The 26,334-nt window shown below is 68.2% G+C and carries 28 protein-coding genes; 13 read left to right on the top strand and 15 right to left on the bottom strand.

The features are described from left to right. The first annotated feature begins 6 nt into the window (after window positions 1-6). The 3 genes from trpD (at window position 7) to DFQ59_RS01825 (ending at window position 2,372) form a co-directional block, all read left to right on the top strand. Window positions 7-1,035 carry an anthranilate phosphoribosyltransferase gene (gene trpD / locus DFQ59_RS01815; RefSeq protein WP_114277952.1) on the top strand — a complete coding sequence of 343 codons (1,029 nt, stop codon included), beginning with the start codon at window positions 7-9 and terminating at the stop codon, window positions 1,033-1,035. Further along, a complete protein-coding gene (gene trpC / locus DFQ59_RS01820; protein WP_114277953.1) occupies window positions 1,032-1,838 on the top strand; it encodes an indole-3-glycerol phosphate synthase TrpC in 807 nt (268 codons plus the stop codon). The genes trpD and trpC overlap by 4 nt, the downstream gene beginning before the upstream one ends. A 279-nt stretch (window positions 1,839-2,117) precedes the next feature. Further along, window positions 2,118-2,372 (top strand): YkgJ family cysteine cluster protein, encoded by a 255-nt coding sequence (locus DFQ59_RS01825; RefSeq protein WP_114277954.1) that lies wholly within the window; start codon window positions 2,118-2,120, stop codon window positions 2,370-2,372. 270 nt (window positions 2,373-2,642) lie between these two features. On the opposite strand, the gene crp is transcribed toward DFQ59_RS01825, so the two are convergent. After that, the gene (gene crp / locus DFQ59_RS01830) at window positions 2,643-3,278 is read right to left on the bottom strand and encodes a cAMP-activated global transcriptional regulator CRP (RefSeq protein ID WP_114277955.1); all 636 of its coding nucleotides are present in this window, start codon (window positions 3,276-3,278) and stop codon (window positions 2,643-2,645) included. A gap of 129 nt (window positions 3,279-3,407) precedes the next feature. Here crp and DFQ59_RS01835 point away from each other — a divergent pair, with 129 nt between their 5' ends. The 3 genes from DFQ59_RS01835 to speD all read left to right on the top strand — a co-directional run bounded on the left by DFQ59_RS01835 (window position 3,408) and on the right by speD (window position 5,335). Beyond that, the gene (locus DFQ59_RS01835; RefSeq protein WP_114277956.1) at window positions 3,408-3,830 is read left to right on the top strand and encodes an OsmC family protein; all 423 of its coding nucleotides are present in this window, start codon (window positions 3,408-3,410) and stop codon (window positions 3,828-3,830) included. A gap of 37 nt (window positions 3,831-3,867) precedes the next feature. Beyond that, window positions 3,868-4,272 (top strand): VOC family protein, encoded by a 405-nt coding sequence (locus DFQ59_RS01840; protein ID WP_114277957.1) that lies wholly within the window; start codon window positions 3,868-3,870, stop codon window positions 4,270-4,272. Between the two features lie 241 nt (window positions 4,273-4,513). After that, window positions 4,514-5,335 (top strand): adenosylmethionine decarboxylase, encoded by an 822-nt coding sequence (gene speD, locus DFQ59_RS01845; protein ID WP_114277958.1) that lies wholly within the window; start codon window positions 4,514-4,516, stop codon window positions 5,333-5,335. 63 nt (window positions 5,336-5,398) lie between these two features. Here the strand turns inward: speD and DFQ59_RS01850 are convergent, their stop codons facing one another. Further along, window positions 5,399-5,839, bottom strand: a complete 441-nt coding sequence (locus DFQ59_RS01850; protein ID WP_114277959.1) for a DsrE family protein — start codon at window positions 5,837-5,839, stop codon at window positions 5,399-5,401. A gap of 266 nt (window positions 5,840-6,105) precedes the next feature. Beyond that, window positions 6,106-6,750 carry a 2-polyprenyl-3-methyl-6-methoxy-1,4-benzoquinone monooxygenase gene (coq7, locus tag DFQ59_RS01855; RefSeq protein ID WP_114277960.1) on the bottom strand — a complete coding sequence of 215 codons (645 nt, stop codon included), beginning with the start codon at window positions 6,748-6,750 and terminating at the stop codon, window positions 6,106-6,108. An 84-nt stretch (window positions 6,751-6,834) separates the two neighbouring features. Between coq7 and DFQ59_RS01860 the strand changes: the two genes are divergently transcribed. Continuing rightward, on the top strand, window positions 6,835-7,242 hold the full coding sequence (locus DFQ59_RS01860; RefSeq protein WP_114277961.1) for a secondary thiamine-phosphate synthase enzyme YjbQ: 408 nt from the start codon (window positions 6,835-6,837) through the stop codon (window positions 7,240-7,242). Between the two features lie 281 nt (window positions 7,243-7,523). Here the strand turns inward: DFQ59_RS01860 and moaA are convergent, their stop codons facing one another. The 7 genes from moaA to DFQ59_RS01895 all read right to left on the bottom strand — a co-directional run bounded on the left by moaA (window position 7,524) and on the right by DFQ59_RS01895 (window position 14,745). Further along, on the bottom strand, window positions 7,524-8,510 hold the full coding sequence (gene moaA, locus DFQ59_RS01865; RefSeq protein WP_114277962.1) for a GTP 3',8-cyclase MoaA: 987 nt from the start codon (window positions 8,508-8,510) through the stop codon (window positions 7,524-7,526). A gap of 187 nt (window positions 8,511-8,697) precedes the next feature. Continuing rightward, window positions 8,698-9,621 (bottom strand): histone deacetylase family protein, encoded by a 924-nt coding sequence (locus tag DFQ59_RS01870; RefSeq protein WP_114277963.1) that lies wholly within the window; start codon window positions 9,619-9,621, stop codon window positions 8,698-8,700. A 146-nt stretch (window positions 9,622-9,767) separates the two neighbouring features. Next, window positions 9,768-11,063 (bottom strand): FCSD flavin-binding domain-containing protein, encoded by a 1,296-nt coding sequence (locus tag DFQ59_RS01875; RefSeq protein WP_114277964.1) that lies wholly within the window; start codon window positions 11,061-11,063, stop codon window positions 9,768-9,770. Window positions 11,064-11,082: 19 nt separating this feature from the next. Continuing rightward, window positions 11,083-11,673 (bottom strand): c-type cytochrome, encoded by a 591-nt coding sequence (locus DFQ59_RS01880; RefSeq protein ID WP_114277965.1) that lies wholly within the window; start codon window positions 11,671-11,673, stop codon window positions 11,083-11,085. A 381-nt stretch (window positions 11,674-12,054) separates the two neighbouring features. Next, window positions 12,055-13,017, bottom strand: a complete 963-nt coding sequence (locus DFQ59_RS01885; RefSeq protein ID WP_211314744.1) for an ankyrin repeat domain-containing protein — start codon at window positions 13,015-13,017, stop codon at window positions 12,055-12,057. A gap of 24 nt (window positions 13,018-13,041) precedes the next feature. Then, on the bottom strand, window positions 13,042-13,632 hold the full coding sequence (locus DFQ59_RS01890) for a NapC/NirT family cytochrome c (RefSeq protein WP_114277967.1): 591 nt from the start codon (window positions 13,630-13,632) through the stop codon (window positions 13,042-13,044). Window positions 13,633-13,836: 204 nt separating this feature from the next. Then, a complete protein-coding gene (locus DFQ59_RS01895) occupies window positions 13,837-14,745 on the bottom strand; it encodes a TauD/TfdA family dioxygenase (protein WP_114277968.1) in 909 nt (302 codons plus the stop codon). A gap of 231 nt (window positions 14,746-14,976) precedes the next feature. On the opposite strand from DFQ59_RS01895, the gene mnmL reads away from it, so the two are divergent. The 3 genes from mnmL (at window position 14,977) to ubiV (ending at window position 17,984) form a co-directional block, all read left to right on the top strand. Further along, the gene (mnmL, locus tag DFQ59_RS01900) at window positions 14,977-15,936 is read left to right on the top strand and encodes a tRNA modification radical SAM protein MnmL/YtqA (protein ID WP_114277969.1); all 960 of its coding nucleotides are present in this window, start codon (window positions 14,977-14,979) and stop codon (window positions 15,934-15,936) included. A 26-nt stretch (window positions 15,937-15,962) separates the two neighbouring features. Beyond that, window positions 15,963-16,958 (top strand): ubiquinone anaerobic biosynthesis protein UbiU, encoded by a 996-nt coding sequence (gene ubiU / locus DFQ59_RS01905; RefSeq protein WP_114277970.1) that lies wholly within the window; start codon window positions 15,963-15,965, stop codon window positions 16,956-16,958. A gap of 120 nt (window positions 16,959-17,078) precedes the next feature. Beyond that, window positions 17,079-17,984, top strand: coding sequence for a ubiquinone anaerobic biosynthesis protein UbiV (ubiV, locus tag DFQ59_RS01910; RefSeq protein WP_114277971.1), 906 nt, complete (start codon window positions 17,079-17,081; stop codon window positions 17,982-17,984). Window positions 17,985-18,553: 569 nt separating this feature from the next. On the opposite strand, the gene ubiT is transcribed toward ubiV, so the two are convergent. From ubiT to DFQ59_RS01935, 5 genes are read right to left on the bottom strand one after another with little or no spacing between them, the layout of a single operon-like run. After that, window positions 18,554-19,027 carry a ubiquinone anaerobic biosynthesis accessory factor UbiT gene (ubiT, locus tag DFQ59_RS01915; protein WP_211314745.1) on the bottom strand — a complete coding sequence of 158 codons (474 nt, stop codon included), beginning with the start codon at window positions 19,025-19,027 and terminating at the stop codon, window positions 18,554-18,556. A 53-nt stretch (window positions 19,028-19,080) separates the two neighbouring features. Further along, on the bottom strand, window positions 19,081-19,470 hold the full coding sequence (locus DFQ59_RS01920) for a SirB2 family protein (RefSeq protein WP_114277973.1): 390 nt from the start codon (window positions 19,468-19,470) through the stop codon (window positions 19,081-19,083). Further along, a complete protein-coding gene (locus DFQ59_RS01925; RefSeq protein ID WP_114277974.1) occupies window positions 19,467-20,813 on the bottom strand; it encodes a hypothetical protein in 1,347 nt (448 codons plus the stop codon). The genes DFQ59_RS01920 and DFQ59_RS01925 overlap by 4 nt, the downstream gene beginning before the upstream one ends. A 24-nt stretch (window positions 20,814-20,837) precedes the next feature. Beyond that, window positions 20,838-21,083: a DUF2249 domain-containing protein gene (locus tag DFQ59_RS01930; RefSeq protein ID WP_170141990.1), complete on the bottom strand. Its 246-nt coding sequence runs from the start codon at window positions 21,081-21,083 to the stop codon at window positions 20,838-20,840. A 27-nt stretch (window positions 21,084-21,110) separates the two neighbouring features. Then, a complete protein-coding gene (locus tag DFQ59_RS01935; RefSeq protein WP_114277976.1) occupies window positions 21,111-21,545 on the bottom strand; it encodes a hemerythrin domain-containing protein in 435 nt (144 codons plus the stop codon). Window positions 21,546-21,888: 343 nt separating this feature from the next. On the opposite strand from DFQ59_RS01935, the gene DFQ59_RS01940 reads away from it, so the two are divergent. From DFQ59_RS01940 to DFQ59_RS01950, 3 genes are all read left to right on the top strand, one after another. After that, window positions 21,889-24,330, top strand: a complete 2,442-nt coding sequence (locus DFQ59_RS01940; RefSeq protein WP_211314746.1) for a cytochrome c3 family protein — start codon at window positions 21,889-21,891, stop codon at window positions 24,328-24,330. A 169-nt stretch (window positions 24,331-24,499) separates the two neighbouring features. Then, window positions 24,500-25,771, top strand: a complete 1,272-nt coding sequence (locus tag DFQ59_RS01945) for a peptidylprolyl isomerase (protein WP_170141991.1) — start codon at window positions 24,500-24,502, stop codon at window positions 25,769-25,771. After that, window positions 25,768-26,286, top strand: coding sequence for a TlpA family protein disulfide reductase (locus tag DFQ59_RS01950; protein WP_170141992.1), 519 nt, complete (start codon window positions 25,768-25,770; stop codon window positions 26,284-26,286). Before DFQ59_RS01945 ends, DFQ59_RS01950 begins: the two co-directional genes overlap by 4 nt. Window positions 26,287-26,334 lie beyond the last annotated feature (48 nt).

Genomic DNA, 26,334 nt, shown 5'->3' on the forward strand with positions numbered 1-26,334 from the left:
AACAACATGGACATGCAGGGTGCGATTCGGGCGGTGACCGAGCACCGCAACCTCACCCACGAGGAGATGGTGGAGGTGATGCGCCTCATCATGACCGGGGAGGCGACGCCGGCGCAGATCGGCGGGTTCCTCATCGGCCTGCGCATGAAGGGCGAGACGGTGGCCGAGATCGCCGCCGCGGCCCAGGTGATGCGCGAACTGGCCACCCGGGTGGCGGTGGACGAGCCGCACCTGGTGGACACCTGCGGGACGGGGGGCGACGCCGCCCACACCTTCAATATCTCCACCACCGCCGCCTTCGTGGCCGCCGCCGCCGGGGCGCACGTGGCCAAGCACGGCAACCGCTCCGTCTCCAGCAGCACCGGCAGCGCCGACGTGCTGGAGGCCGGCGGGGTGCGCCTGGAGCTCTCCCCGGAGCAGGTGGCGGGCGCCATCCACGAGGTGGGGGTCGGCTTCATGTTCGCCCCCATGCACCACGGCGCCATGCGCCACGCCATCGGCCCGCGCCGGGAGATGGGGGTGCGCACCCTGTTCAACCTGCTGGGACCGCTGACCAACCCCGCCGGGGCGCCCAACCAGCTGCTGGGCGTCTTCAGCCGGCAGTGGGTGGAGCCGGTGGCCGAGGTGCTGCACTTCCTCGGCAGCCACCACGTGCTGGTGGTGAATGCCGAGGACGGCCTCGACGAGATCAGCATCGGCGCCCCCACCTACGTGGCGGAGCTGAAGGACGGGCAGGTCAGCACCTACACCATCACTCCCGAGGAGTTCGGCCTCGAGCGCTCGCCGCTGGAGGGCATCCGGGTCCACGACGCCGCCGGGAGCCTCGCCATGATGCGCTCGGTGCTGGACAACCAGCCCGGGCCGGCCCGGGATATCGTGGCGCTCAATGCCGGCGCCGCCGTCTACGTGGCGGGCCTGGCCGGGAGCCTGAAGCAGGGCGTGGAGCTGGCGCTGGCGGCCATCGCCAGCGGCGAGGCCCAGCATCGCCTCGAGGCGCTGGTGGACTACACCGCGCGCGTGGCGGTCTCCTCATGAGCGGCGACACCCCGGATATCCTGCGCCGGATCCTGGCGCGCAAGGCCGAGGAGGTGGCGGAGCGCTCCGGGCGCGTCGCCCTGGACGCGCTGCGCGGCCGGGTCGCCGGCGCCCCCGCGGCGAGGGACTTCGTGGGCGCCCTGCGCGGGCGCATCGCGGCGGGCCAGCCCGGGGTGATCGCCGAGATCAAGAAGGCCTCGCCCAGCAAGGGCGTCCTGCGCGCGGAGTTCCACCCGGCGGAGATCGCCGCCAGCTACGCCCGCGGCGGGGCGGCCTGCCTGTCGGTGCTCACCGACGTGGATTTCTTCCAGGGCGCCGACGCCTACCTGCAGGAGGCGCGGGCGGCCTGCGCGCTGCCGGTGCTGCGCAAGGATTTCATGATCGACCCCTACCAGGTCTACGAGGCGCGGGTGCTGGGGGCCGACTGCATCCTGCTCATCGCCGCCGCCCTGGACGATGCACGAATGCACGGCCTTGCGGAGCTGGCCCGGGACCTGGGCATGGCGGTGCTGGTGGAGGTGCACGACGCCGCCGAGCTGGAACGGGCGCTCGCCCTGGATACGCCCCTGGTGGGCATCAACAACCGCGATCTGCGCACCTTCGAGACCCGGCTGGAAACCACCCTGGAGCTGCTCGATCGCATCCCGGACGACCGCATCGTGGTCACCGAGAGCGGCATCCTCGACCCCGCCGACGTGGCGCGGATGCGCGAACACGGCGTCAACGCCTTCCTGGTGGGCGAGGCCTTCATGCGCGCCGAGGACCCGGGCGAGCGCCTGGCGGCGCTGTTCGGGATCGGGTAAGGCCTGGAATAGACAGGATTCACAGGATTTACAGGATAAGGACCAAAGGCGATTAACCGCAGATTACGCTGATTGTGCAGATTGTTCGTGGAGCTGGAGAGCCGGTTGCCTGAACCTGTATTCTGCCGTTCCGGGCCGAAGGGCGTCTCAGGGAGGCGGTTCAAAGCGACGCAGCCGCCTGCTGGACCGGCGGCCACGGGGCCAAGCGCGACAAGCGGTTCGGAGGAGCAGTCCGCGACCATGAATCCGGTCAATCGTGTAAATCCTGTCTATTTCAATATGAACTGCCGGCCCGGCTGCGCGGCGTGCTGCATCGCGCCTTCCATCTCCTCGCCGATTCCCGGCATGCCCCAGGGCAAGCCGGCGGGGGTGGCGTGCGTGCAGCTGGACGGGGATCTGCGCTGCCGGCTCTTCGGCCGCCCGGAGCGACCGCGGGTCTGCGGCGGCCTGCGGCCGTCGGCGGAGATGTGCGGGGAGGATGCGGAAGCCGCCCGGGCGGGCCTGGCGCTGCTGGAGGCGCTGACCGCGCCTTGATGTAAATGGACAGGATTTACAGGATTGATCTGTTTGACCGCAGATTACGCAGATTCAAGTTAAAGAGCAGGAGAGGCCGTGGTTCAGCCGGGACACCCGGGCCAGGTCACTGGGGGGATGGCCCCACCCCTTTCACAGACGCCCGGGGTTGCCACTGCACGTCTACCGTGTCTCCAAATAATCTGCGTAAATCAGCGTAATCTGCGGTTAACAGGTTTTTTGTTTTTTTCTCCTGTACATCCGGTTAATCCTGTCAATTTAACAAAACGATCAACGCGGCTGGAACACCACGATGGTCTTGCCGTGGGCGGTGATGAGGCCCTGCTCCTCGAGGCTCTTGAGCACCCGGCCCACCATCTCGCGGGAGCAACCCACGATGCGGCCCAGCTCCTGGCGGGTGACGCGGATCTGGATGCCGTCGGGGTGGGTCATGGCGTCGGGTTCGTGGCACAGGTCGAGCAGGGCGCGGGCCACGCGGCCGGTGACGTCCATGAAGGCCAGGTCGCTCACCTTGCGGCTGGTGTTGCGCAGGCGCAGGGCCATCTGCGAGGCGAGCTGGAACAGGATCTCCGGGTCGTCGGTCACCAGCTTGCGGAAGTTGCTGTAGCTGATGAGGGCCACCTCGCAGGCGGTCTTGGCCCGGATCCAGGCGCTGCGGTTGGCCTCTTCCTGGAACAGGCCCATCTCGCCGAAGAAGTCGCCGGGATTGAGGTAGGCGAGGATGATCTCGCGACCGTTCGGATCCTCGATGAGAACGCTTACCGAACCCTGGAGAATGAAGTAGAGCGTGTCGGGCTTGTCCCCGGCGCGAATGATGGTGTGCTTCGCCCCGTAGCGCCGACGATGGCAATGGCTGAGAAAACGCTGGATGGCGTTGTCGGCTGGATTGTCGCCCGGTTGCGCCATGTTGTTGTGTCTCCAAGAGTTGCAATCGACGAGAGTATGCCACAGCCTCGATAGGGGCTTCCATGACTATGGCATGGCGGCAGGATGGCTGTGCTAAGCTTCCGCCTTCTGCAGGCGGAGGAGAGGATCATGGAGGCGCGGATCAAATGGGTGGAGGGGGCCACCTTCGTGGGCGAGTCCGGCAGCGGGCACGCGGTGGTGATGGACGGTCCCCCCGACATGGGCGGGCGCAACCTGGGCGTGCGCCCGATGGAGATGGTGCTGCTGGGCATGGGCGGTTGTACCGCCTTCGATGTCGTGCACATCCTGAAAAAGGCGCGCCAGCCGGTGACCGACTGCGTGGTGGAGCTCAACGCCGATCGGGCCGAGGCCGAGCCCAAGGTCTTCACCCGCATCCATGCCCACTTCATCGTCACCGGCGCGGGCCTCAAGGAGGCCCAGGTGGCCCGGGCCATCCAGCTCTCGGCCGAAAAGTACTGCTCCGCCTCCATCATGCTCGGCGCCACCGCCGAGATTACCCACGACTACGAAATCCGCGCCGCGGGCGCCTGAGCCCGATGTCGTGGGCCGGCGCCGGGGAGGGAATGGCATGAGCACGCCCCCGGACCATCTGGGCATGCGCCACCTGGCCCTGCAGGTGCGGGATCTCGCCGCCTGCGAGGCCTTCTACACCGGGCTCCTGCGGCTGCGGGTGGAGTGGCGTCCCGATCCGGACAACGTCTACCTGACCTCCGGCAACGACAGCCTCGCCCTGCACCGGGTGCCCGACCCGGCCGCACCGCCCGCGGGGCAGCGGCTCGACCATCTCGGTTTCATCCTCCCCGATCCCGCCGCGGTGGATGCCTGGCACGGGTATCTGCTGGCCCGCGGCGTGAAGATGCGCGCCGGGCCCCGTACCCACCGCGACGGGGCCCGCAGCTTCTACTGCGAGGACCCGGAAGGGAACGTGGTGCAGATGATTTATCATCCCCCTTTGGCCCCTGATCGTGGATAATTGCGCCCGCCGGCAGGAATTCCCCCTTAGCGGTTGCTGGTGTACTGTTTCACTCTTGGAGGGCTCTGAAAGCACCTCCAAGAGTGAAACAGTACACTAGTGCAGGGGGAGCGTGCCGGTACCGATCCTGCGGGTGGGTCAGCCCCCTCGCCGGTAGTGTTTCACCGCAGTCGCGGGGCGGATGGCGTCCAGGGACTTACCGGGCGTTGTTTCAAGGTCCCTGCATCGGGAGGGTTCGAGGTTGGCCAAGACATCCAGAAAGCTGAAGCTCTACGGCTTCAACAATCTGACCAAGTCGCTCAGTTTCAACATCTACGACATCTGCTACGCGCCCACGCCCAAGCAGCGGCGCGAGTACATCGAGTACATCGACGAGGTATACAACGCCAAGCGCCTGACCCAGATCCTGACGGATGTGGCCAACATCATCGGCGCCAACATCCTCAATATCGCCCGCCAGGACTACGAGCCCCAGGGCGCCAGCGTCACCATCCTCATCTCCGAGGAGCCGCTGGCCTCCGAGCAGCTCTCCAACACCGAGGCGCCGGGACCGATTCCGGAAACCGTGCTGGCGCACCTGGACAAGAGCCACATCACGGTCCACACCTATCCCGAGAGCCATCCCGAGGACGGCATCAGCACCTTCCGCGCCGATATCGATGTCTCCACCTGCGGACGCATCTCGCCGCTGAAGGCCCTGAACTACCTGATCCACGCCCTGGAGTCGGATATCGTCTACATGGACTACCGGGTGCGGGGCTTCACCCGGGACATCTCCGGCAAGAAGCACTTCATCGACCACAAGATCAACTCCATCCAGAACTTCCTGTCCCGGGACACCCGCGACCGGTACCAGATGATCGACACCAACGTCTACCAGGAGAACATCTTCCACACCAAGATGATCCTGAAGGACTTCGATCTCAACAACTACCTGTTCGGAATGGAGAAGGAGGATCTCTCGGTGCGCGAGGTGCAGCGCATCAAGAAGCTGCTGCGCTGGGAGATGCTGGAGATCTTCTATGGCCGCAACATGAACAAGCTGCCGAAGTTCATGGATTGAATCCCGCCGGAACGAAAAAGCCCGGCCGAGACGGCCGGGCTTTTTCATTTTCGCCGCCGGGCTTCAGGGGCGCACGTAGGCGTAGCCCTGCTCCTGCAGCTCCATGATGCGGGTGACCCCCGCGGGAACCACCTTGACCCCTTCGGTGAGCTCCGGCATCTTGCCGGTCTTCTTCTCGATGCCCTTCATGGTGTTGTTGCAGGCGCTGAAGGTGATGTCCTGCATGGCCAGGCTCTGCACCCGGCCGGACAGTTCGTTCTCCCGGGTGAGCATGCCGAGGCCGGGGCCGTAGGCGACGATCTCGATCTCCACGTTGTCCATGCCGAGATCCTTCTGCAGGTTCACGGCGTTGTTCATCGCGATGGTCTGGGTCTGGGGATCGTCGGTGCTGACCTGGATCACCAGCTTGTGGGGCTTGCCCTCGGCAAAGGCCGGCAGGGCGACAGCCACGGTGAGCAGGGCGGCGAGAAGCAGGCGGGTTAGGGCGACGCTGTTGCGGGTCATGGTTCAACTCTCCTTCCATCAGGCGGTGGGACCGTTCCGGGCTTCTGTCGGCGCAGGATAACGGTGGTCAATCGGAAACCGCGTTACCGGCGCCCGGCAAGGGGCGCGGCCACCCGGTCGCCGCTGTCAGTAGACCAGCAAACTCGGTGCCATCTTTCCGGGTTTTGCAACCTGTTGATTTGTATTCTTATTGATTTCCGCACCGGGAAGGCGTGCGGCAATCTGCAATAGGCGGAGTTGCAGATTGAAACCGCGGGACGGCTGCTTCAGAGATGATAGGCGGTGCGGGTCATCACCCTGGAAACCAGCCCCATGAGGCGGCGCACGGGCTCGGGCAGGGGGGCCGCACCGGCTTCCAGGGCGGTGTCGGCGTGGCGGGCCTCGTCCTCGCGCATCCGTTCCAGGATGGCGCGGCTGCGTCCGTCGCCGGGCGGCAGCTGGGCCAGGTGGTCGTCGAGGTGCCTCACCACCTGGCGCTCGGTCTCCACCACGAAGCCCAGGCTCCACTTGTCCCCGGCCCAGCCGGCGAAGGCGCCGATGGCCAGCGAGCCGGCATACCAGGCCGGGTTGAGCCAGCTCTTGTGGCTGCCGAGCTCCGCCAGGCGCTGCTCGCACCAGAGCAGGTGATCGTTCTCCTCCTGCGCCGCCCGCGCCATCCGGTCGCGGACCCCCGGCAGCCGGGCGGTCAGGGCCTGGCCCTGGTAGAGAGCCTGGGCGCAGACCTCGCCGGCATGGTCGACCCGCATCAGGCCGGCCGCGTGGCTCCGTTCGCCCTCGGTCAGCTCCGCATCGGGAACGGCGCCGGCGGGATTGGTGCGCTCGGTGGCGCGCGGGCGGCCGAACAGGGTGCGCAGCCCCTGGTCGAGCTCCATCAGCAGGCGGTCGGGAAAGCTGTAGTGGCGGTGTCTCATGGCGGCATCGGCGGCGGTTCGGTTTCGGCTTCCGCTCCCGGAACGTTAACATGCACCCCGGGACGGGCGGACAGGATAGAGAAGATGATAACCCATCTGAGCGTCAGCGCGCGGGGCCAGGGACTGGTGGAGTTCACCGGCCAGGTGGAGGCGGCCGTGCGCGAATCGGGCATCCGCGAGGGGCTCTGCACCCTGTTCCTGCAGCACACCTCCGCCAGCCTGATCATCCAGGAGAACGCCGACCCCTCGGCCCGTCGCGATCTCGAGCGCTGGCTCGACCGCCTGGTGCCGGAGGGGGACGCCCTCTACAGCCATACCCTCGAGGGCGCCGACGACATGCCCGCCCACATCAAGGCCGTCCTCACCGCCGTCAGCCTCTCCATCCCCGTCACCGGCGGCCGCCTGGCGCTCGGCACCTGGCAGGGCGTCTACCTCTGGGAGCACCGCCACGCCGCCGGCCCGCGCCGGGTGGTGGTGCACATCGGGGAGTGAGGGCTCGTTTGAATAGACAGGATTCACAGGACAAAGGACAAAGACCGGTTATCCGCAGATTACGCGGATTACGCAGATTAATGGTTTGATGGGCGACGGGCAGGGGAAAGATCCGGGTACGGATCTGTTCATGAGATTGCCCCGTCAGAAGCGGGGACAGCGGCAGATGCGCTGGTAGAGTTCCGGCGTCACCAGGTGACCCCGGCATGGTCCCGAATAGAGCGTCTTACTTACGTCCTGTTAATCCTGTAAATCCTGTCTAAACAAACGTCTTTCAACAATCAGCCGCCGGTCTGGGACATGAAGCGGACCACCTGGCCGGGGGTCTCGTTGAAGGTGTGGCGTTCGGGCTTGCGGGCGATGGCCGCGGCCACGGCCGAGCGCAGTTCCGCGTCGTCCGCGCCGGCGCGCAGCAGCGGGCGCAGCTCCACCCGGTGGTCCTGGCCCAGGCACAGGTAGAGGGTGCCGTCCACTCCCAGGCGGACGCGGTTGCAGGTGTCGCAGAAGTGCTGGGACAGGGGGGTGATGAAGCCGATGCGGAGATCGGTGCCCTCCACCTGCACGTAGCGGGCCGGTCCGCCGCCGTTCATCACCGCCGGCAGCAGCCGGTAGTGGCGTTCGAGGCGCTCGCGCACCTCCCCGAGATCCACGTAGTGGGCGCCTGCCGCGCTGCCGGTGGCGCCTACCGGCATGGTTTCGATGAAGCGCAGGGTGAAACCGTTGTCGAGGCAGAAGGCCACCATGGCCTCCACCTCGTCGAGGTTGATGCCGCGCATCGCCACCATGTTGATCTTGATGGGTTCGAAGCCGGCCCGACGGGCGGCGTCGAGCCCCTCCAGCACCCGCCGCAGCTGCCCGCCGCCGGTGATGTCGTGGAAGCGATCCGCGCGCAGGGTGTCGAGGCTCACGTTCAGGCGGGTCACGCCCGCACGGCGGAGGGGGGCGGCCAGCCGCGCCAGCCGCATGCCGTTGGTGCTCAGGGAAAGGTCCTCGATACCCGGCAGGGCGGCGAGGCGGCCGGCAATCCGCGGCAGGTCGCGGCGCAGGAGCGGTTCGCCGCCGGTGAGGCGGACCCGGCGCACGCCCAGTCGGGCGAAGGCGCCCGTCACCCGCTCGATCTCCCCGGCGGTCAGCCAGTGCTCCGGCGTCTCGTAGTCGGAGAACCCCTTCGGCATGCAGTAGAAGCAGCGCAGGTCGCAGCGGTCCGTCAGTGACAGGCGCAGGTACTCGACGCGGCGTCCAAAGGGATCGAGCAGTGGCGTATCCATGGGTTCTATCTAGCAGGTGGCGTGGTTGCGGTCCTTGACCTGGAACAAGTCGCGGGGTGCGTCATGCGTGTTGGTGAAACGCCACGGCGCGAAGAGGCGAAGACGCCAAGGCCGCCCGGCCGCTGCTGGACAGGGGTGCCGGTGCCTGACCGGCGGGCAGGCCGCGTGGCGCCATCCCGGCACCACGTCAGACCCCGGACAGCTCCTTCAGGTGCGCGGTCACGCTGCGGCCGAGCGCGTGGAGCTCGTAGCCGCCCTCGAGGGTGGAGACCACGCGGCCCCCGGCATGGGTCTCGGCCAGTTGCAGCAGTTGGCGGGTGACCCAGGCGTAGTCGGGTTCGGTCAGGCGCAGGTCCGCCATGTCGTCGTCACGATGGGCGTCGAAGCCGGCGGAGATGAAGATCATCTCGGGGCGGAAAATCTCCAGGTTCGGCAGCCACACGTCCATGACCGCCTCGCGGAACCTGGCCCCCGAGGCGCCGGGTGGCAGGGGGCAGCTGATGATGTTGCGCCCGGTGGGCTCGTGGCCGCTGTAGGGGAACAGGGGGTGCTGGAAGGTGGAGCAGAGCATCACCCGCGGGTCGTGCTGGAAGATATCCTCGGTGCCGTTGCCGTGATGGACGTCGAAGTCGATGACGGCCACCCGCTCCAGTTCGTGGATCTCAAGGGCATGGGCGGCGCCCACGGCGACGTTGTTGTAGAAGCAGAAGCCCATGGCCTTGCTGCGCTCGGCATGGTGGCCGGGTGGCCGCACGGCGCAGAAGGCGTTCTGGACCACGCCGGCCATGACCAGGTCCACCGCCTTGATCACCGCGCCCGCCGCCAGCCGCGCGGCCCGCAGGGTGTGGGGGGTGAGGATGGTGTCGCGGTCGATCTGTACCGTGCTGTTGCGCGGCGACTGGGCGTCGAGCATGGCCAGGTAGCCCGGGGTGTGCACCCGCAGCAGCTGCTCCCGGGTGGCCTCGGAGGCATCGTGATGGTACAGCACGCCGTGGATGCCGGAAGCCAGCAGCTGGTCCTGGATGGCGCCCAGGCGGCCGGGGCACTCGGGGTGGATCTCGCCCATGTCGTGGAGCTGGCAGTCGTCATGGGTGATGAAGGCGGTGGGCATGGGCGTACTCGGCAAGATCGGCGATGACTCAAGATTAATCGAATCTTCAATCCCGGATAAACAGGCATTGTGACCCGTCCCGGCAGTACAGACAAAAAAAACGGGGCCCCTCAGGGCCCCGCCGGTTACGACAAGCCGTGCGGCGGTCAGCCGAAGGTGTCGTGGGTGATGTTGTTGAACCAGCTGTGGGCGAAGGTGACCTCGCGCTTGAGCATCTCCTCGGAGGCGTCGCCCGGGGTCAGCCCGCCGGCGCCTTCCACGGAGGCGATCTTGCCGTCGTCGCCGAGGCGGTAGACGGCGGCCACCGAGATGCCGTGATCCTTGCCCACGATGCTGTAGCAGGTATTCACGTAGGAGGGCTGGCCCGGCTCCTTGCCATTGAGCAGGTCCACCACCGCCGCGGCGCAGACCTTGGCCTCGGAGTTGGCGGCGTAGCCCGACTTGGGCAGCGGGGAGGCGATGCTGGCGTCACCCACTACGTGGATCCCGGCATGGACGGTGGACTCGAAGGTCTTCGGGTTCACCGGGCACCAGCCGGAGTCGTCCGTGAGCCCGGCGGTCTGGGCGATGGTGCCCGCCCGCTGGGCCGGAATGATGTTGATGACATCACCCTTGTAGCTCTCCACGGCCGCCTGCAGGGTCATGCTGCCGGCATCGAAGGACTCCACCTTGCCGCCGGCGGCGCCGGAGATCCATTCGATCATGGAGTTGTCGGTGCCGTAGCCGTAGAACTTCTTCCAGCCCGCGGTGAACAGCCCCTGCTTGGAGAACTTGTCCTTCGGGTCGAGGATGAGCACCTTCGACTTCGGCTTGTTGTTCTTCAGGTAGTGGGCGATGAGGCTGGCCCGCTCGTAGGGCCCGGGGGGGCAGCGGAAGGGATTCGGCGGGGCGACGATGACCACGGTGCCGCCGTCGGGCATGGCTTCCAGCTGCTTGCGCAGGGTGACGGTCTGCGGACCGGCCTTCCAGGCGTGGGGGACGGTCTCGGCCACCTCGGCGCTGTAGCCGGGCACGCTGTCGTAGAGCAGGCTGATGCCGGGAGCCACGATGCAGCGATCGTAGCTCAGGGTCTGGCCGCCGGCGGTGGTCACGGTCCGGGCGGCCGGGTCGATGGCGGTGACCGAATCCTTGACCACGTTCACGCCGTGGCCCTTCAGGCCGTCATAGGTGAAGCGGATGGAGTCGATGCTGCGCTCCCCGGCCAGCACCTCGTTGCTCATGAAGCAGGTGTGGTAGTCGGCATTGGGCTCGACCAGGGTCACCTCGACGCTGGAGTCGGCCATGCGGATGTACTTGGCCGCGGTGGTGCCACCGATGCCGCCACCCACGATGACCACCTTCTTGCCGGCGGCGCCCACGATCTGCGGAAACCCCACCACCATGCCGGCCACGGCGGCACTGCCGGTGAGTTTGATGAAATCACGACGATTGAATTTGCTCATCCTTTCTTCTCCCCCGCGCTCACTTCTGGCTGCCGTAGTAGTTGACCAGGGCCTCGACACCGGCTTCGCCCTGATCGGCCTGCAGCTTCTCCATCTGGCGCCGCATTTTCTTCGGCGTCTCGCGGCGTTCGTTGGCGAAGTCGTCGAGCGCATAGTCGAGGTAGGTCATCCACTGACCGGCCAGGATGCCGCCCTCGTCGGCCTTCGTGCCGCCGTCCTCGTGGCACTTCTCACAGTACTTCTTGTGCAGCTTGCGGCCGAAATCCGCCTTTTCGGCATCGTGGGCCTGGGCCTGGCGCAGGAAGGGCTTGTCGGAGAAGAAATCGGCCATGGCCTTGATCTCCTCGTCGGTGTAGCCCTTGGCGATACGGGTCATGATGGTGGATTCCCGCTCACCGTTCTTGTAGGACGTCATCGTGTCCACGAAGTACTCCGGGGTGATCCCGGCGATGGTGGGAGTGGCGGGCCCCATGCTGGAGCCGTTGGTGCCGTGGCACCCGGCGCAGGTGTTGCCCAGCATCTGTCCGGACGGCATGTCGGCCGCCTGGGCCGTGGCGCCGAACGCCAGCCCTCCGAGCAGTAGCAGGCTGCTGATGGCTTTGTACCCCATGTTTCCTCCTTAGCGAGTCGTGCATTGCCGCTTCGGGCGTCATGTCCGTTGGCGGCATTATTGTGGACCGGTTCTCCCCGGTCGGTGGTTGTGCGGAGCGGTCAACGAACCGTTCCGCCTGCTCACTTTCAGATTCCGCTCCGCTCATGGAGCGAGCGGGAAGTCGAAATACCCATGCAATCAGCAGGCCAAATTGCCGTGACCGGTTGCCATCGCGCCACCGGGCGGCTTTGGACTCTGGCGCTTGCCCATGTCGGTCCGGGATTGTCACAAAATCGGCCATATGTCATCTGACACTTCATGACATTACTGCCGCAATCTGGCAGGTGTCAGGCTTTGTGTCAGGTTCCGGCTTTCCCCGCCGACCGTTCCCACCCGGTCCTAGCGGGTGGCCGCAGGGGCGTTGCGCAGGAGGTTCGCCACCGCGTCGTGCCCGGCGCGCGCGGCGAGATCGAGCGCCGTGTGGCCGCTGTGATCCCGGTTTCCGGTGGGCACGCCGAGGCGCAGCAGCAGTTGCACCGCCTCCAGGTGGCCGTGCCGCGCCGCCTCCATGAGCGGCGTGACGCCGTTCTCGTCGGCCAGTCCCGCCGGGGCGCCCGCGGCGACCAGGAGTTCCATGACATCGGCGTGGCCGCGGCTGGCGGCCCAGATGAGGGCGCTGGCGCCGTCGTTGTCGAGCAGGGTGGCGTCGGCGCCGCCCTCGAGGAGGGTGCCGACCACCTCGGGATGGCCGTTCTCCGCCGCCAGGAACAGGGCGGTGGCGCCATTGTGATCACGGCTGTTGGGTTCGGCGCGGCCGGCGAGCAGGGCGCGGACCACATCCACGTGCCCCTTGGCGGCGGCCCCCATCAGGGCCGTCTGGCCGTCCTTGTCCCGGGCCCCCGTGTCGGCACCCATGAAGATGAGCTGCCGGACCAGCAGCTCGTGGCCCTGGCGGGCGGCGATCATCAGCGAATCCCAGCCGGAGCGGGTGCGGTCGTGGACATTGGCCCCATGGTGCAGGAGCAGGGCGGCCACGCCGGGGTGGTTGAACTCCGCGGAGAAGGTGAGCGCGGTGCAGCCGGCGACGGTGCGGGCGTTGACATCGGCGCCGCGCCTCACCAGGTAGGCCACCACGCGCACGTTGCCCTCCTCGGCGGCGCGCATCAGCGCGGTCTTGCCGAACTTGTTCTTGCCGTTGATATCGGCGCCGCGGTCCACCAGGTCGCGCACCTCGTCGATATCGCCGATGAAGGCGGCGTCCCGCAGCGCGATGCCCAGCGGGTCGCCGGATTCGTCCTGGGCACCCGCCGCGCCCGGCAGGACGAGCGCAAGCGCGAGCAGCATGACGTTCCATGGTCTCATGGTCGGACTTCTCCCGTTGGCGGTTCAGTTGCCGGCGGCCGCGGGCTCGTCGGGCTCCAGTGGCTCCTCGTGGGCGATGCCCGTATGGCAGTCGATGCAGGTCTGGCCCTCGTCGAGCGCCTTTTCATGCTTGCTGCGGGCCGAGCGCCCCTGGAGGCTGAGGTCCATCCGCTCGAAGGCGTGGCAGTTGCGGCATTCGCGCGAGTTGGATGCCTTCATCTTCGCCCACACCCGGGAGGCCATGTCCCAGCGGTGGGCCTCGTACTTCTCGGGCGTGTCGATGGTGCCGATGATCTCGTGGTAGATGTCCTTCGCCGCGAGGATCTTCGCCTTCATCTTGGGAAAGAAGGGCTTCGGAACATGGCAGTCGGCGCAGCCGACCGTGGCGCCCACCCGGCCCAGGTAGTGGGGGGTCTCCTTGAACTCCTCGAAATTGGTCTGCATGGAGTGGCAGGAGACGCAGAACTCGGTCCGGTTGGTGGCTTCCAGTACGGTCATGAAGCCGCCGAAGAACAGGGCCCCGGCCAGGAACGCCAGGAGTGCGACGACCAGCAGGCGCTTGCGGGTGAAGGTAAACGTACGGCGTTTCTCGATCGGGCTGTTGGGTTCAGCCATATTCTCCATCTCCCCCCGGGACGGCGGCTGCGGTGCGGCAGGACCGTCCGGTTATTGTTTGTCGTTGTCGTTGTATGGCGGGCAGGCGCCCGCCGCAGTCCTGCAAGAAAATTGCCAGAACGAAACTGTCCCTACAAGTGTTGTGATAATTATTCCGGGGTGCGCGGGCGCCAGGCGTGGCCCGGCCGGCGCGGCGGGGCGGTGTCAGGTCCGGGCGGATCCGGCGGTGCCGCGCACGCGTTCGTGGTAGCGGGCGCGGTAGAGCAGGCGGGGCGGGTGGCCGGGGAGATCCTCGAAGCCGGCCCGATCGTGGAGCACGTTGTTGCTCAGCAGCCCCATACCCGACTCCAGCCGGGCGCGGAAAATGGCCGGGTGGTCGCTGGCGAGGAGGCGTTCGAGGCAGGCGACGGCCTCGCGCAGCACCGCCTCGTCGCGCCAGCGGATGTTGTGGCGGCGGGCGGTGTAGCGCATGTGGAGCGCCCCCTCCGGGGTGAGGGAGAAGACCGGCCCGGTGACCTCGGCGCGGGCCACCGCTCCGTTCTCCTCGCGGGCCGGTATGGACATGGCCTGCGGATGCATGAGCGCCGCGATGTAGGCGGGGTCGCAGTCGCGCAGGTGGATGTAGGCGATCTCCGGGTCCAGCAGCGCGTTTCCGCCGCCCCGGGCGGCGGGATGCACGCAGTGCAGCAGCAGGCCGCGCACCTGGCGGCCGGGCGGGTTGTAGTAGCCGTCGGTGTGCCAGCGGATGGGGCGATCGGTGTAGGGGATGTAGCCCGGCCGCGCCCCGGTCCGGCTGACGGCGAGCGGGGTGATGGCGTCCTCGTCGGCGAGCCAGTTGTGATCGAGGTGGAGCAGGCCGAACTGCCGGCCCAGCGCCGCGGGTATGGACTTGTCCGGATCGGCGCCGCAGCGGCTCGCGTAGACGGCCATGTTGGCCCGGCGGCAGCGTTCCAGCAGGGCGTCGTGCTCGGCGGCGGTGAGGCTGCGCGGATCGCGCACCTCCACCACCAGCTCCTCCAGCCGGACCGGGTGGTCGGCGAGCTTGCGATCCCGCCAGGCACGGTAGGCGTCGGGTTGATGGAGGTCGAAGTGGCTGGTGGAGTCGGGGTTCATGGCGCTTTCAGGGGCTCTCGTCAGGCAATTTGCTGGAATGTGCCTTCAGGAGTGACGCCGTACACTAGCAGAGCCGGCGGCTTCGCCATGTTGATCCAGGTCAATTACTCGACCCCCCGGCTATGGAAAGGTTGTCCATCCGCCAGGGCAGGTCCCAGGAGAGCCGTTAAGCGTCCGTAGCGCAGCGATTCCGTCGCCCTGTCCCTGGGTTGTCAATGCTGAGGAATCGCCGTGGCGCTGTCGGATCGCGTGCACACCCTGGGTCAGGACCTGCTGCGCCGCTACGGCGAGCGGGTGCACAAGCTCGCCATCAACGCCGGCTTCACCTGCCCCAACCGGGACGGCAGCAAGGGCCGCGGCGGCTGCACGTTCTGCAACAACGTCTCCTTCAGCCCCAACGCCCGGCAGGAGCCGGCCATCGCCGCCCAGCTGGCGGCGGGACGGGCGGTGCTGGCGAGGCGCACCGGGGCCCGGCGGTTCATCGCCTACTTCCAGGCCTACACCAACACCTACGACGAGGTGGATCGGCTGGCCCGGCTCTACGGCGAGGCGCTGGCGGAGCCGGACGTGGTGGGGCTGTCGGTGGGAACCCGGCCCGACTGCGTCCCCGACGCGGTCCTGGACCTGCTCGCCGGCTACCAGGCCGAGGGACGGGAGGTGTGGCTGGAGCTGGGGCTGCAGTCGGCCTTCGACGAGACCCTGGCGCGGGTGAACCGGGGTCACGGCTTCGCGGAATACCGCCAGGCGGTGCGGGCCGCCCAGCTGCGCGGCCTGAAGGTCTGCACCCATCTCATCGTGGGGCTGCCCGGCGAGAGCGGCTGGCACGCGCACCAGACCCTGGAGCGGGTCCTGGAGCTGGGGGTGGAAGGGCTCAAGCTGCACCCCCTGCACGTGGTGAGGAACACCCTGCTGGCGCACCAGTGGCGCCGGGGGGGCTACCGGCCGCTGGCGCTGGAGGAGTATGTCGCCATCGCCGCCGACCTGGTGGAGCGGACCCCGCCGGAGGTGGTCTGGCACCGGCTCACGGGCACCGCCTCGCGGGACATCCTCCTGGCCCCCGGGTGGTGCGCCCGCAAGTGGGCGGTGCTGAACGCCGTCGAGGCGGAGCTGGCCCGGCGCGACAGCCGCCAGGGCGCGGCCCTGGTCCCGGGGCATGTCCGCCACGGCGGACTGGCCCGGGCCGGTAACTGACATCGCAAGAGGTACGGAACAGGAACATGGAACTCGTCTGCCCCGCCGGCAATCTGCCGTCCCTGAAGGCCGCCGTGGACAACGGCGCCGATGCCGTCTACATGGGCTTCCGGGACGATACCAACGCGCGCCACTTCGCCGGGCTGAATTTCACGCCCGAGAAGATGCACGAGGGCATCCGCTACGCCCGCCAGCGCGGTCGGCGGGTGTTCCTGGCCCTGAACACCTTTCCCCAGCCCGGCGGCTGGGACCGCTGGCGGGCGGCGGTGGACCGGGCCGCCGAGCTGGGCGTGGACGCCCTCATCATCGCTGACCTCGGGGTGCTGGACTATGCCGCCGAGCGCTGGCCGGAGCTCGCCCGCCACCTCTCCGTGCAGGGCTCGGCCACCAACTACGAGGCGCTGCGTTTCTATCAGCGCCATTTCGGCATCCGCCGGGTGGTGGTGCCGCGGGTGCTGTCCCTGCCCCAGGTGGCGCACCTGGTGGAGAACAGCCCGGTGGAGGTGGAGGTATTCGGCTTCGGCAGCCTGTGCGTGATGGTGGAGGGGCGCTGCCTGCTCTCCTCCTACGCCACCGGCCAGTCGCCCAACACCTACGGCGCCTGCTCCCCGGCCCACGCGGTGGAGTGGCGGGAGATCGGCCAGGGCCTCGAGACCCGCCTCGGCGGGGTGCTGATCGAGCGCTACGGGGAGGGCGAGAACGCGGGCTATCCCACCCTCTGCAAGGGTCGCTTCCGGGTCGGACAGGACACCTTCCATGCCATCGAGGAGCCCACCAGCCTCAACACCCTGGAGCTGCTGCCGCAGCTGGTGGCCGCCGGCGTGGCGGCGGTGAAGATCGAGGGGCGCCAGCGCAGCCCGGCCTACGTGGCCCAGGTGACGCGGGTCTGGCGCGCCGCCATGGACGCCTGTGCCCGCGACCCGGAGCGCTACCACAGCCGCCCCGAGTGGGATGCCGAGCTGGCGCGGGTGTCCGAGGGCGCGCAGACCACCCTCGGCGCCTACCACCGCCCGTGGCAGTGAGGGGTTGCGAGTGAGGGGTGAGGAGAGAGGGGTGAGGGGTTCCTCGCTCCTAACGCCTCACTCCTCACCAACTCCCACGCTACCCTCGTCACCATCACAACCAACTTCTCCGAGCCTTCCATGAAATCTCCCAAGCTTTCACTCGGCCCCATCCTCTACTACTGGCCCCGCGAGCAGGTGTTCGACTTCTATGCCGAGGCGGCGGAGTGGCCGGTGGACATCGTCTACCTGGGCGAGGCGATCTGCTCCAAGCGTCGCCTGGTGCGCACGGAGGACTGGCTGGAGCTGGCGCAGCGGCTGGAGGCGGCCGGCAAGACGGCGGTGCTCTCCACCCTGACGCTGCTGGAGGCGGAGTCGGAGCTCATCAGTCTGCGCCGTATCTGCAGCGACGGCCGGTTCATGGTGGAGGCCAACGACCTGGGCGCGGTGAATCTGCTGGAGGGGCGGCCCTTCGTTACCGGTCCGTCGGTGAACGTCTACAATCAGCGCACCCTGGCGCGGTTGGCGGCCCTGGGCCTGAAACGCTGGGTGCTGCCGGTGGAGCTCTCCCGGGACACCCTGGCGGAGATGCAGGCGGCCCGCCCGGAAGGGGTGGAGACGGAGGTGTTCGCCTGGGGGCGGCTGCCCCTGGCCTACTCGGCCCGCTGCTTCACCGCGCGGGCCCACAACCTGCCCAAGGACGACTGCCAGTACCGCTGCCTCGACTACCCCGACGGACTGACCCTCTCCACCCAGGAGGACCAGCGCTTCCTCGCCCTCAACGGCATCCAGACCCAGTCGGCCCAGACCTTCAGTCTCCTGGGGCAGCTGCCGGATCTGCAGCGCCTGGCCGTGGACGTGCTGCGCATCAGCCCCCAGTCACGGGGCACCGGGCAGGTGGTGGCCGCCTTCCGGGAGTGCCTGGAGGGGCGGCGCGATCCGGTGCAGGCCGCCGCCGCGCTGGAGGCGCTGATGCCGGCCGGGCCCTGTGACGGGTACTGGTTCGGGGAGTCGGGGATGGTCGCCCATGGGGGCGGGGCGGTCTAGCGGCGCCGCTGGAAGGCGCGGCGTCTGGGCGCGGTCGCGCCGGCAGGGGGGGGTGACAGCGCCGGCGGCTGGACCGGAAAGCGGGCAGGCGCCGGCGGATGGCCGCGCCCGCCCGGTCCCCCGGACTGTTCAGTGGGCCGCGGAGGCCAGGAACAGGATGTAGCCGGCGTAGAGAACGCCCAGCACGGGGATCATGGGGATGATGGGCAGGGCGGCGAGCTTCTTCATGGCAGATCTCCTGGTTTCCAGTAGTGGGGTTCGGGTGGGTTGCTTGTTATGATCCAGCCTCTCTGCGGACGCTGGTGGCCGCCCCGACCGGTTCTGTCCTGCCCAGGCGATCCAGATAATCCCGAATATTCTACTAAGCTACTGCTCCAGGTCAATACCCGACCAAAAAGCCCTATTATTATTGCGTGAATGCGTGAATGCGTGAATGCGTGAATGCGTGAATGCGTGAATGCGTGGGGCCGGATTATCCGGTCAGATGGGGCTTGTCGCTGATTGGCGTGCGTACGTGAGCGGTTGGCGGCGCCGTTTACCATCGCCCGTCACCATGGGCGCTGCAGGTCTCAGGCGAAGCGTTCGAACAGGCGGGAGGCGCGTTCGAGGGTACCCATGAGGGGCTGCAGCCGCTCGGGGGGCTCGTAGGCGTCGAGGAAGTTCTTCACGTAGAGTCCCAGCTCGGTGTCGCCGCCCAGGCGCAGCCGCCGGTTGAAGAACAGGGTGTCCGGGTCCTCGCGCCGACTGGCCAGCAGCAGGAAGTCGTAGGTGTCGCCCTCGATGGTGAGATCGTGGGGGCGGCGCTCGTCGGCGGGACGCAGCCGGCCCCGTTCGAGGGTGAAGCAGAGCCGCAGGCGCAGGTCGTTGACCCGGATCCGCACCACCCGACCCTCCAGGAACTCCAGCTCGCCATCGCGCAGGGCGGTGGCGAAGATCCGGTTCAGGGCCAGGCACACCGTGGTGCTGTGGGTGGCGGTGGGCACCAGCCCCACCGGGAAGGTGAGCAGGCGCGACAGGCGCGGGGGCGGTTTGCGGGTCTGCATGTCCATAGGCAGGGGTTTATGACACGGCGACATCGGGAAGGCATTGATCCCGATCAATGGATGCCGAGAGGAAAGGGATCGCGGGTGAGGGCGACGGCCACGATGTAGCCGAAGGTGGCCAGGGCGGCCACCCAGAATCCGATCCGGATCCGTCGGCTGCGGCCGCGCCGCAGGGCGATGCTGCCGAGGATGATGTAGACCAGCAGCCCGGTCACCTTGGCGGTGAGCCAGTCGTGCACCCCGGGGTACTGGTGGCTCAGCAGCGCCAGGGCGACGGCGCTGGCCAGCAGCAGGGTATCCACCACGTGCGGGGCGACGCGCACCCAGCGCCGGTCCAGCAGCGCCGAGCCGCGCATCATCCAGGCACCGCGTACCACGAACCCGGTCAGGGAGAGGATGACGCAGGTGACATGGACACCCTTCAGGGCCAGGTAGAGGCTCATGCCGCGGGAATCTCCCCGGCGGCGGGAGCCAGCAGCTGCCGATTGACGCGCCGGTAGCGCCGGGCGGCCCGCCCCAGCCCGAATCCGAGCAGCCCCCAGGAGGCGGCCAGGGCCAGCCCGGCCGGCCGGCTCGCCAGCGCCGGCCACAGCGGCGCCAGGGCCAGGAGTCCCAGCCCCGCAACATAGATGCGCAGCTGCCAGCGGGTGGTGCGCTCGGGCAGCAGCTCGCGCAGGTTGGGCACGGACACCTCCACCCGGCCCAGGGCGAGCTGGCGGTTCTGCAGATGGAACCAGGCCAGGAAGGGAACGATCTTGATCATCATGCCGTTGAGGATGGGCACGGCGAAGCCGAGCAGGTAGCTCCCGCCCAGCCACAGGGGGTAGGCGGGATGGGCGGCGAACCCGGGCCATACCCGCCCCGCCAGCCACAGCGTCACCGCAATGGCGAGGCCCGCCAGTCCCAGCCGCCACCAGGCGAGGCCGGCATCGGGCAGGGGCCGGCGCCGACGCTTCTGCAGCCGCACCGTGAAGGCCGCGAACAGCAGCAGGGCGGCGCCGGCGGTCGCGGCGGCGGAGACCGGCAGGGCCGATGGGATCCGCTCCGCCGCGGCCAGCCGGTAGAGCACGCTCCACAGCAGGAGCAGGGCGAACAGGGCGGTGGTGAGGTGGCGGCGCAGCCGGAGCGGATACTCCGGCGTGAGCTGGAACATGGGCAGGGCCTGGTAGGCCACGCCCAGCACCAGCAGTCCCACCCAGCCCAGCAGCCCCCAGGCCAGGTGGACGTCGGTGAGCGAGCGCAGGAACAGCAATCCCGGGATTCCGCCCCAGAACAGCGCCAGCCCGACGCCCAGGGTCGCGGTGACGGCCAGGGCGATGACCGCCAGGCGCATGGCCACCACGGTCGGGTTGGCGCTCCCGGCCCGGGCCAGGCCCCACCCCAGTGCAGTGACGAATACCAGGAACGCGCTGCCCAGCAGGGCGGCGGCGGCCAGCGACCAGGGCCCGCCGTCGGCCAGGAAGCCGATGGCCAGCGCCAGCGTGCCGCCGCCCAGCAGCAGGTGGGTGACGCGCCCGACGGCCACCGCGCCGAGGACCCGGGTGCCGGCCAGTACCGGGAGCATCTGCAGCAGCGCCCCGCACATGGCCTGGGTCACGAGGCCGAGGGTGATCAGGTGGGTGAAGGCGAGCACGCCGGGGGTCCAGCGTCCGGCCAGCAGCGCCGGTCCCTGCAGGGCCAGCAGCAGCCCCGCCAGGACCCCGAACAGGGGGGCGGAGAGCAGGAACCGGAACGGAACCGAGATGGGTGGCGCCTGGTCCAGCGAGAGATTGCCCGGAAACAGCATGCTCGGCCTCTGAATCCCGGCGGATCAGGTGCGTCGGGCGGGCATGGCGTCCTCCGCCAGGCGGTCGCCGTCGCGCCAGATGTAGACCTCGACGCCGTTCGTGTCGTCGATGTCCGTATGCCAGCGGAAACCGGCCTGTTCCAGCAGCGGATAGGCGAGCAGGGGTTCCCGATGGAGCCTGACATGCAGGAAGTCGCCGGGCCGCACCCCGGGCAGTTCGCCGAGGATGCGCTCGAGGGGTTCCGGGGGCATCAGTTCGGAGAGATCCATGAACCTTTCCATCGCCGCGCCCATCGCTCAGACAGCGTCCATCTGCGACAGCACCTGCTCCATGCTGTCCTGCAGGGCGCGGTCGGCCATCGGGTAGAGCATCTGTTCCTCCTTGGCATTGTGCTGCTGCATCACGATGAGCAGGGTCTCGGACAGGCCCAGGTAGCGGTCCCGGTCCCGGGCGGTGATGGCCGTGGCCATGTCCTCCTTGAGCTGGCGCATCTGGCCGTGTTCCATGCGCATCACCCGGGTGGGACCCATGGTCTGCCCGGTGCGGGCCTCGTATTCGGGGAACATCACCTCTTCCTCCATGCGGAAATGGTGCTCCAGGGCGTCATGGAAGGCATTGAAGGCGCTTTCGCCGGTCAGCCAGTCGCCCTGGGCGACAGCGGTTTCGGCCTCGGCGAACAGGGAGTCGCAGCGCTGGTGATCGTCACCCAGGACCTGGCTGATGGTGTGCATTGGCAACCTCGTGCGGATTGGAAGGATTCGCTGCCAACGGTAACGGCAGAGGCGCCCGGCGTGTTTGACCTTCATCAAGCCCATTAATGTGCCCCGGGCGGGTGCCGGGAGGCTCCGGCCCGAGCGTATATTCCCACAAATTTGTTGCGGTAGTTCACGGAATTTGTTAAGTCTTTGTGGGCGTCCGGAGCCCTGCTAGCGGCGGCGGCGCAGCGCAGGATGCGCGGTGCAGTGGTCCGCGAACCTGTGACAATTGGCGTGAAGCGGAAATAAAAAGCGAATAACGAGTTGAAAAAACAACAATTCGCTCCGCTCACACTGCAATCCAGATGGAGGAGGGGTTATGAAGCTACGCTACGTGGTAATACCCGCCCTCGTGCTCGCGGTGGGGGTTGCCTGCAGCCCCAGGCACACGGGGGAGGGCGCGGCCGGCATGGCCGCGCCGAGCGCCGGGACAGCGGCAAACACCGGGGTCGGCAAGGACGGCCCGAACAAGCCCAAGAACGACTACAACATCAGCATCAACTACGAGCTGGGCATGCACTGCACCGGCTTCGACTTCAGCTACTGCTGCGTCCTGCCGCCGTACAATTCCATCCAGGCCCAGGTCATCAAGACCGCCCGCGGCGACAAGAAGTGGCCGGAGGTGGTGGAGGCCGACCCCGAGGACCACACGGTGCTCAAGGATGGCCGCAAGCGGTTCAAGCTGGCCTACGGCCACATCGACAACACCTACTCCGAGGGCTCCAAGCTCGCCTACTGGAACGTGCCCTATGACGTGAACGGCGACGGCAAGTACGGCGACAACGAGAATGTCGCCAACGCCTACTTCACCCACCTCTACGTCTACAAGGATCTCAAGGGCACCAACCCCAAGGGCACCAGCAAGGACAGCGAGAAGCTGTTCGTGGGCATGCAGATCCCGGTGCCCCAGGACAACGGCCCCGCCGGCGCCGCCGCGCCGAGCCCGATGAAGGGCGGCTTCCTGCACTACACCGGCGAGGAGGGCACCATCGTCTACACCAAGTCCCCGGTGCTCGACAATGTGCCCATCGTGCTCACCAACCCGGGCATCTGGGATGCCCTGGGCCTGCCGCTCACGCCGTTCAACGACAGCGCCGCGGCCAAGAACCCGCTGACCCTGGTGGAGAGCGACATCCAGCCGTTCCAGGAGGCCTGGGTGAGCCTGCTGGATGCGGATTCCGGCGAGCCGGTGATCGACAGCCACACCGGCAAGCCGGTGACCTTCGTCGGCACCAACCCCATCGACATCCCCAACTGCGCCAACTGCCACGCCAGCAAGACGGCCAACGGCAGCAAGTACAACCTCTACAAGGGGGAGTACGCCTTCTGGAAGGGGCTCGGGGCCAGTGACTGGATCGCCAGCCTGAAGGCCACCTCCGTCTCCATCCTGGAGATGCACGACGACAAGAACGGCACCAGCTTCCTGAAGAACTACCGCCAGGGCACCCGCGACATCACCAACCGCCTGGGCCGCGACCCGGTGCTGTGCCAGAAGTGTCATGCCGACAACGTCATCGGCGTGCTCGCCTCGAAGAAGATGAAGAACAAGAGCGGCAAGGAGATCCAGGTGCCGCCGCTCACCCAGGCGATCCACACGGTGCACCAGACCAAGGCGCCGCTGCCCGATGCCGAGGGGCGCACCGCCAGCTGCCAGGGCTGCCACCCGGCCCACCGCCAGGACGGCAAGATGGACGATTACCCCATCACCAAGGACGGCAAGAACGCCTATGCCGAGGGTGACAACCGCGATGCCTCCGGCGGCTGCTACGTGGGCCGCGACGTGCACGCCAACCGCAACAAGGACAAGGACGGCGCCGGCACCAAGGAGTACCTCAACCCGGTGGGGCAGTGGCTGCAGGCCAACGTCTCCGGCATCGGCAACGGCAAGGGCGGCAAGGGCCTGTGGTGCACCAACTGCCACAACCAGCTCTCCCGCGAACTCTACCAGCGCGACAACCTGGAGAACGCCTTCAAGCAGACCGGCCAGACGCTGCGCGACAAGCCGCTCAGCGAAATCGCCGCGGCCATCGGCGTGAGCCAGCGTGAGCTGGAGGAGAAGTACCTCGATCCGAAAGTGGTGCTCAACGGCAAGGGCGAGGATACCCCCGGCAAGTCCGGCATCCTCCTCACCTGGGCCGAGAAGCGCACCGTGCCGGACATCGCCGTCATCGCCCTGCAGGGCAACGGTCCGCTGGTCTCCAAGGATGCCGACGGCGACATCAACGTCTCCATCCTGTCGGCCAACCCGGCGGTGGATCCCGCCTCCCTCAAGCTGCCCAAGGGCGCCACCGGCGCCGCCGCGGTGCCCTATGACGCCGCCACCCATGGCCGCGACTACTGGCTCTCGCCCGGTGCTCCCCACTGCGCCGACTGCCATGCCGCGCCCTTCGTGGAGGGCCAGGGCGGGGTGGCCTATCCCATCAACCAGCCCGGCAAGTACAGCCTGATGCGCTACTCCAAGGGCCATGCGGGACTGGCCTGCCAGACCTGCCACGAGTCCATCCACGGGCTCTACCCGGTGACCTCCGATACGGACGTCACCAGCTACCGGCAGGCGGCCCAGTACAATCCCGATGGGTCCCACGGACCGCTGAAGTGCGCCTCCTGCCATGTGACCAACAAGGCCGGGGTCCCGCTCATCGCCGATGACGAGGAGCACGTCTGGGAGGGCAAGCCCATCCTGAAGGACTTCGAGGCGGCGGTTGCGTGGATGCACGCCAGTGCGCCCGATCTGGGTGGCAAGATCCCGGATCTCGACTAGTCGGTCATTCCGGCCGGGGCGGGGCCTGCGGGCTCCGCCCCACCTTTTCCGCGCCGGGCAGCCGCCCTGCGCATCTTCACGGCCTGTTTGCCTGCCCGCATCCGCCACCGTTCACGACCTCAGGCTCGGATGCGGCGGAAACGGGCAGGGCTGGAGCGAATCATCGATGATGAATGCAAAGCAACGAATCGGCCGCCGGCTGGCGGCACTGCTGTTCGCGGCGGCGTTCGCCGCACCGGCGGCCGCCCAGGTGCTGGTCACCGTGGGCGACTACCCGATCACCGGCAAGGCGCTGGAGGAGGCGCTGTCCAGTTCGCCTTTCGCCACCCAGTTCCCCGCCATGGACGAGGCCGACCAGGCCTACCTGCGCGGCGACCTGCTCAAGCGCCTGGTGGCCTCGCGTCTGCTCTATCTCGAGGCCAAGTCGCAGGGCCTCGATGTGAGCGAGGCGTTCCGGCGGGAGCTCGCCGAGTACCGCATCGCGCTGCTGTACCGGGCCGCCATGGATCGCCTGCGCGCGGCGGTGGCCCTTCCCGAGCAGACCGCCGAGGAGCTGCGCGCCACCTATCAGGGTGACGCCGATGCCCTGGCCGCCGCCAGATCCCAGCTCCGGGGCGAGCAGTACCGGCTCCGGCGGGCGGAGTATCTGGCCGGGCTGCGCACTGCCGCCAAGGTGGTGGTGCACGACGACCGCGCCGCCTGGGGAGCGGCGCCGGAAACGGTGCTGGCCGAGGGGGAGGGCATTGCGGTCCGGGCCGGCGATCTCGATCTCGGCGCGGAGAGCGATACCCCGCCAGGCAACGAGCGGATGCGGGAGCTGCTCGATGAGCGCATCGACCTGCTGCTGGCCGCCCGCGATGCCGAGGCCGCCGGCGTGGACGTGGGCGAACGGCTCGAGGCGTTCCGCGCGGAGCGCCTGCCGGCACTGCAGATGGAGCGGATGGTGCGCACCTGGATTCCCGACGAGGGGGTGGTGCGGGACTACTACGCCTCGCACCAGGCGCTGGGCACCATCCCCGAGCGGCGCCGGGTGGGGCAGATCGTATTGGCCTCGCGGGCGGAGGCCGAGGCGCTGCGCAGCCGCATCCTCGCCGGCGAGAGCCTGTTCGAGCTGGCCCGGGAACACTCCATCGACACCTACGGCAGGGAGCATGCCGGGGACATGGGCTGGCTCAAGGCGGGCACCGGGATGCCGGAGCTGGAGCAGGCGCTGGCCGAACTGCCCGACAACCAGGTCAGCGCGGTGGTGGAGTCGCCGAAGGGCTTCCACCTGCTCATGGTCACCGACCGCCGCCCGGGCCGCCAGCTGGAGTACGGCGAGGCGCGCGACCGGGTGAGCCAGGCGCTGGTGGCCGAGCGGATGGCCGCCTACTTCGAGGAGCTGCAGTCGCGCTATGCGGTGGAATGGACGCTGCCGCTGCAGCAGGATGCGCCGCAGTGAGGCGCGGGCTGATCCGGCGGGTGGTCCTGGTGGCCGCCCTGTTCAGCTGCAACGGGTGGGCGGCGGCCGCCGGGCCGGCGGCCCCGCCCCTGAGCCTGCCCGACCTGGACGGTGCCAACCACCGGCTCCAGGAGTGGCGCGGCTCGGTGCTGGTGGTGAATTTCTGGGCCAGCTGGTGCCCGCCGTGCATCCATGAGATCCCGGACCTCGTCCGCTTCCAGGCGCGTTACGCCGAACGGGGGCTGGTGGTGGTCGGGGTGGGGGTGGATGCCGTGCGCCCGCTGGGCAACGTGCGGCGCAGCCTCGGCATCAACTACCCCGTGCTGGTGCTGGACGAGGCCGACTCGCCCGCCCTGCTGGCCGAATGGGGCAATCACGACGGCTTCATCCCCTACACGGTGGTGGTGGACCGGGACGGGCGGGTGCGCTACACCCACCGCGGCGTGCTGGACGGGGAAACCTTCAACGAGCAGGTGGCGCCGCTGCTGGCAGGCAGCGGTGAAGGACAGGGCTGAGACAGGGACAGGAGCTCAAGACTCGAACCACGAAGGACACGAGGCGCA

The sequence above is a fragment of the Thioalbus denitrificans genome, from assembly GCF_003337735.1.
In the GTDB taxonomy this organism is placed as follows: Bacteria; Pseudomonadota; Gammaproteobacteria; order DSM-26407; family DSM-26407; genus Thioalbus; species Thioalbus denitrificans.

Excerpts from the sequence above, each read along its gene's own strand:
- trpD (WP_114277952.1), top strand. The coding sequence starts at position 7 with ATGGACATGCAGGGTGCGATTCGGGCGGTGACCGAGCACCGCAACCTC.
- trpC (WP_114277953.1), top strand. The coding sequence starts at position 1,032 with ATGAGCGGCGACACCCCGGATATCCTGCGCCGGATCCTGGCGCGCAAG.
- DFQ59_RS01825 (WP_114277954.1), top strand. The coding sequence starts at position 2,118 with ATGAACTGCCGGCCCGGCTGCGCGGCGTGCTGCATCGCGCCTTCCATC.
- crp (WP_114277955.1), bottom strand. The coding sequence starts at position 3,278 with ATGGCGCAACCGGGCGACAATCCAGCCGACAACGCCATCCAGCGTTTT.
- DFQ59_RS01835 (WP_114277956.1), top strand. The coding sequence starts at position 3,408 with ATGGAGGCGCGGATCAAATGGGTGGAGGGGGCCACCTTCGTGGGCGAG.
- DFQ59_RS01840 (WP_114277957.1), top strand. The coding sequence starts at position 3,868 with ATGAGCACGCCCCCGGACCATCTGGGCATGCGCCACCTGGCCCTGCAG.
- DFQ59_RS01850 (WP_114277959.1), bottom strand. The coding sequence starts at position 5,839 with ATGACCCGCAACAGCGTCGCCCTAACCCGCCTGCTTCTCGCCGCCCTG.
- coq7 (WP_114277960.1), bottom strand. The coding sequence starts at position 6,750 with ATGAGACACCGCCACTACAGCTTTCCCGACCGCCTGCTGATGGAGCTC.
- DFQ59_RS01860 (WP_114277961.1), top strand. The coding sequence starts at position 6,835 with ATGATAACCCATCTGAGCGTCAGCGCGCGGGGCCAGGGACTGGTGGAG.
- moaA (WP_114277962.1), bottom strand. The coding sequence starts at position 8,510 with ATGGATACGCCACTGCTCGATCCCTTTGGACGCCGCGTCGAGTACCTG.
- DFQ59_RS01870 (WP_114277963.1), bottom strand. The coding sequence starts at position 9,621 with ATGCCCACCGCCTTCATCACCCATGACGACTGCCAGCTCCACGACATG.
- DFQ59_RS01875 (WP_114277964.1), bottom strand. The coding sequence starts at position 11,063 with ATGAGCAAATTCAATCGTCGTGATTTCATCAAACTCACCGGCAGTGCC.
- DFQ59_RS01880 (WP_114277965.1), bottom strand. The coding sequence starts at position 11,673 with ATGGGGTACAAAGCCATCAGCAGCCTGCTACTGCTCGGAGGGCTGGCG.
- DFQ59_RS01885 (WP_211314744.1), bottom strand. The coding sequence starts at position 13,017 with ATGAGACCATGGAACGTCATGCTGCTCGCGCTTGCGCTCGTCCTGCCG.
- DFQ59_RS01890 (WP_114277967.1), bottom strand. The coding sequence starts at position 13,632 with ATGGCTGAACCCAACAGCCCGATCGAGAAACGCCGTACGTTTACCTTC.
- DFQ59_RS01895 (WP_114277968.1), bottom strand. The coding sequence starts at position 14,745 with ATGAACCCCGACTCCACCAGCCACTTCGACCTCCATCAACCCGACGCC.
- ubiU (WP_114277970.1), top strand. The coding sequence starts at position 15,963 with ATGGAACTCGTCTGCCCCGCCGGCAATCTGCCGTCCCTGAAGGCCGCC.
- ubiV (WP_114277971.1), top strand. The coding sequence starts at position 17,079 with ATGAAATCTCCCAAGCTTTCACTCGGCCCCATCCTCTACTACTGGCCC.
- ubiT (WP_211314745.1), bottom strand. The coding sequence starts at position 19,027 with ATGCAGACCCGCAAACCGCCCCCGCGCCTGTCGCGCCTGCTCACCTTC.
- DFQ59_RS01920 (WP_114277973.1), bottom strand. The coding sequence starts at position 19,470 with ATGAGCCTCTACCTGGCCCTGAAGGGTGTCCATGTCACCTGCGTCATC.
- DFQ59_RS01925 (WP_114277974.1), bottom strand. The coding sequence starts at position 20,813 with ATGCTGTTTCCGGGCAATCTCTCGCTGGACCAGGCGCCACCCATCTCG.
- DFQ59_RS01930 (WP_170141990.1), bottom strand. The coding sequence starts at position 21,083 with ATGGATCTCTCCGAACTGATGCCCCCGGAACCCCTCGAGCGCATCCTC.
- DFQ59_RS01935 (WP_114277976.1), bottom strand. The coding sequence starts at position 21,545 with ATGCACACCATCAGCCAGGTCCTGGGTGACGATCACCAGCGCTGCGAC.
- DFQ59_RS01940 (WP_211314746.1), top strand. The coding sequence starts at position 21,889 with ATGAAGCTACGCTACGTGGTAATACCCGCCCTCGTGCTCGCGGTGGGG.
- DFQ59_RS01945 (WP_170141991.1), top strand. The coding sequence starts at position 24,500 with ATGAATGCAAAGCAACGAATCGGCCGCCGGCTGGCGGCACTGCTGTTC.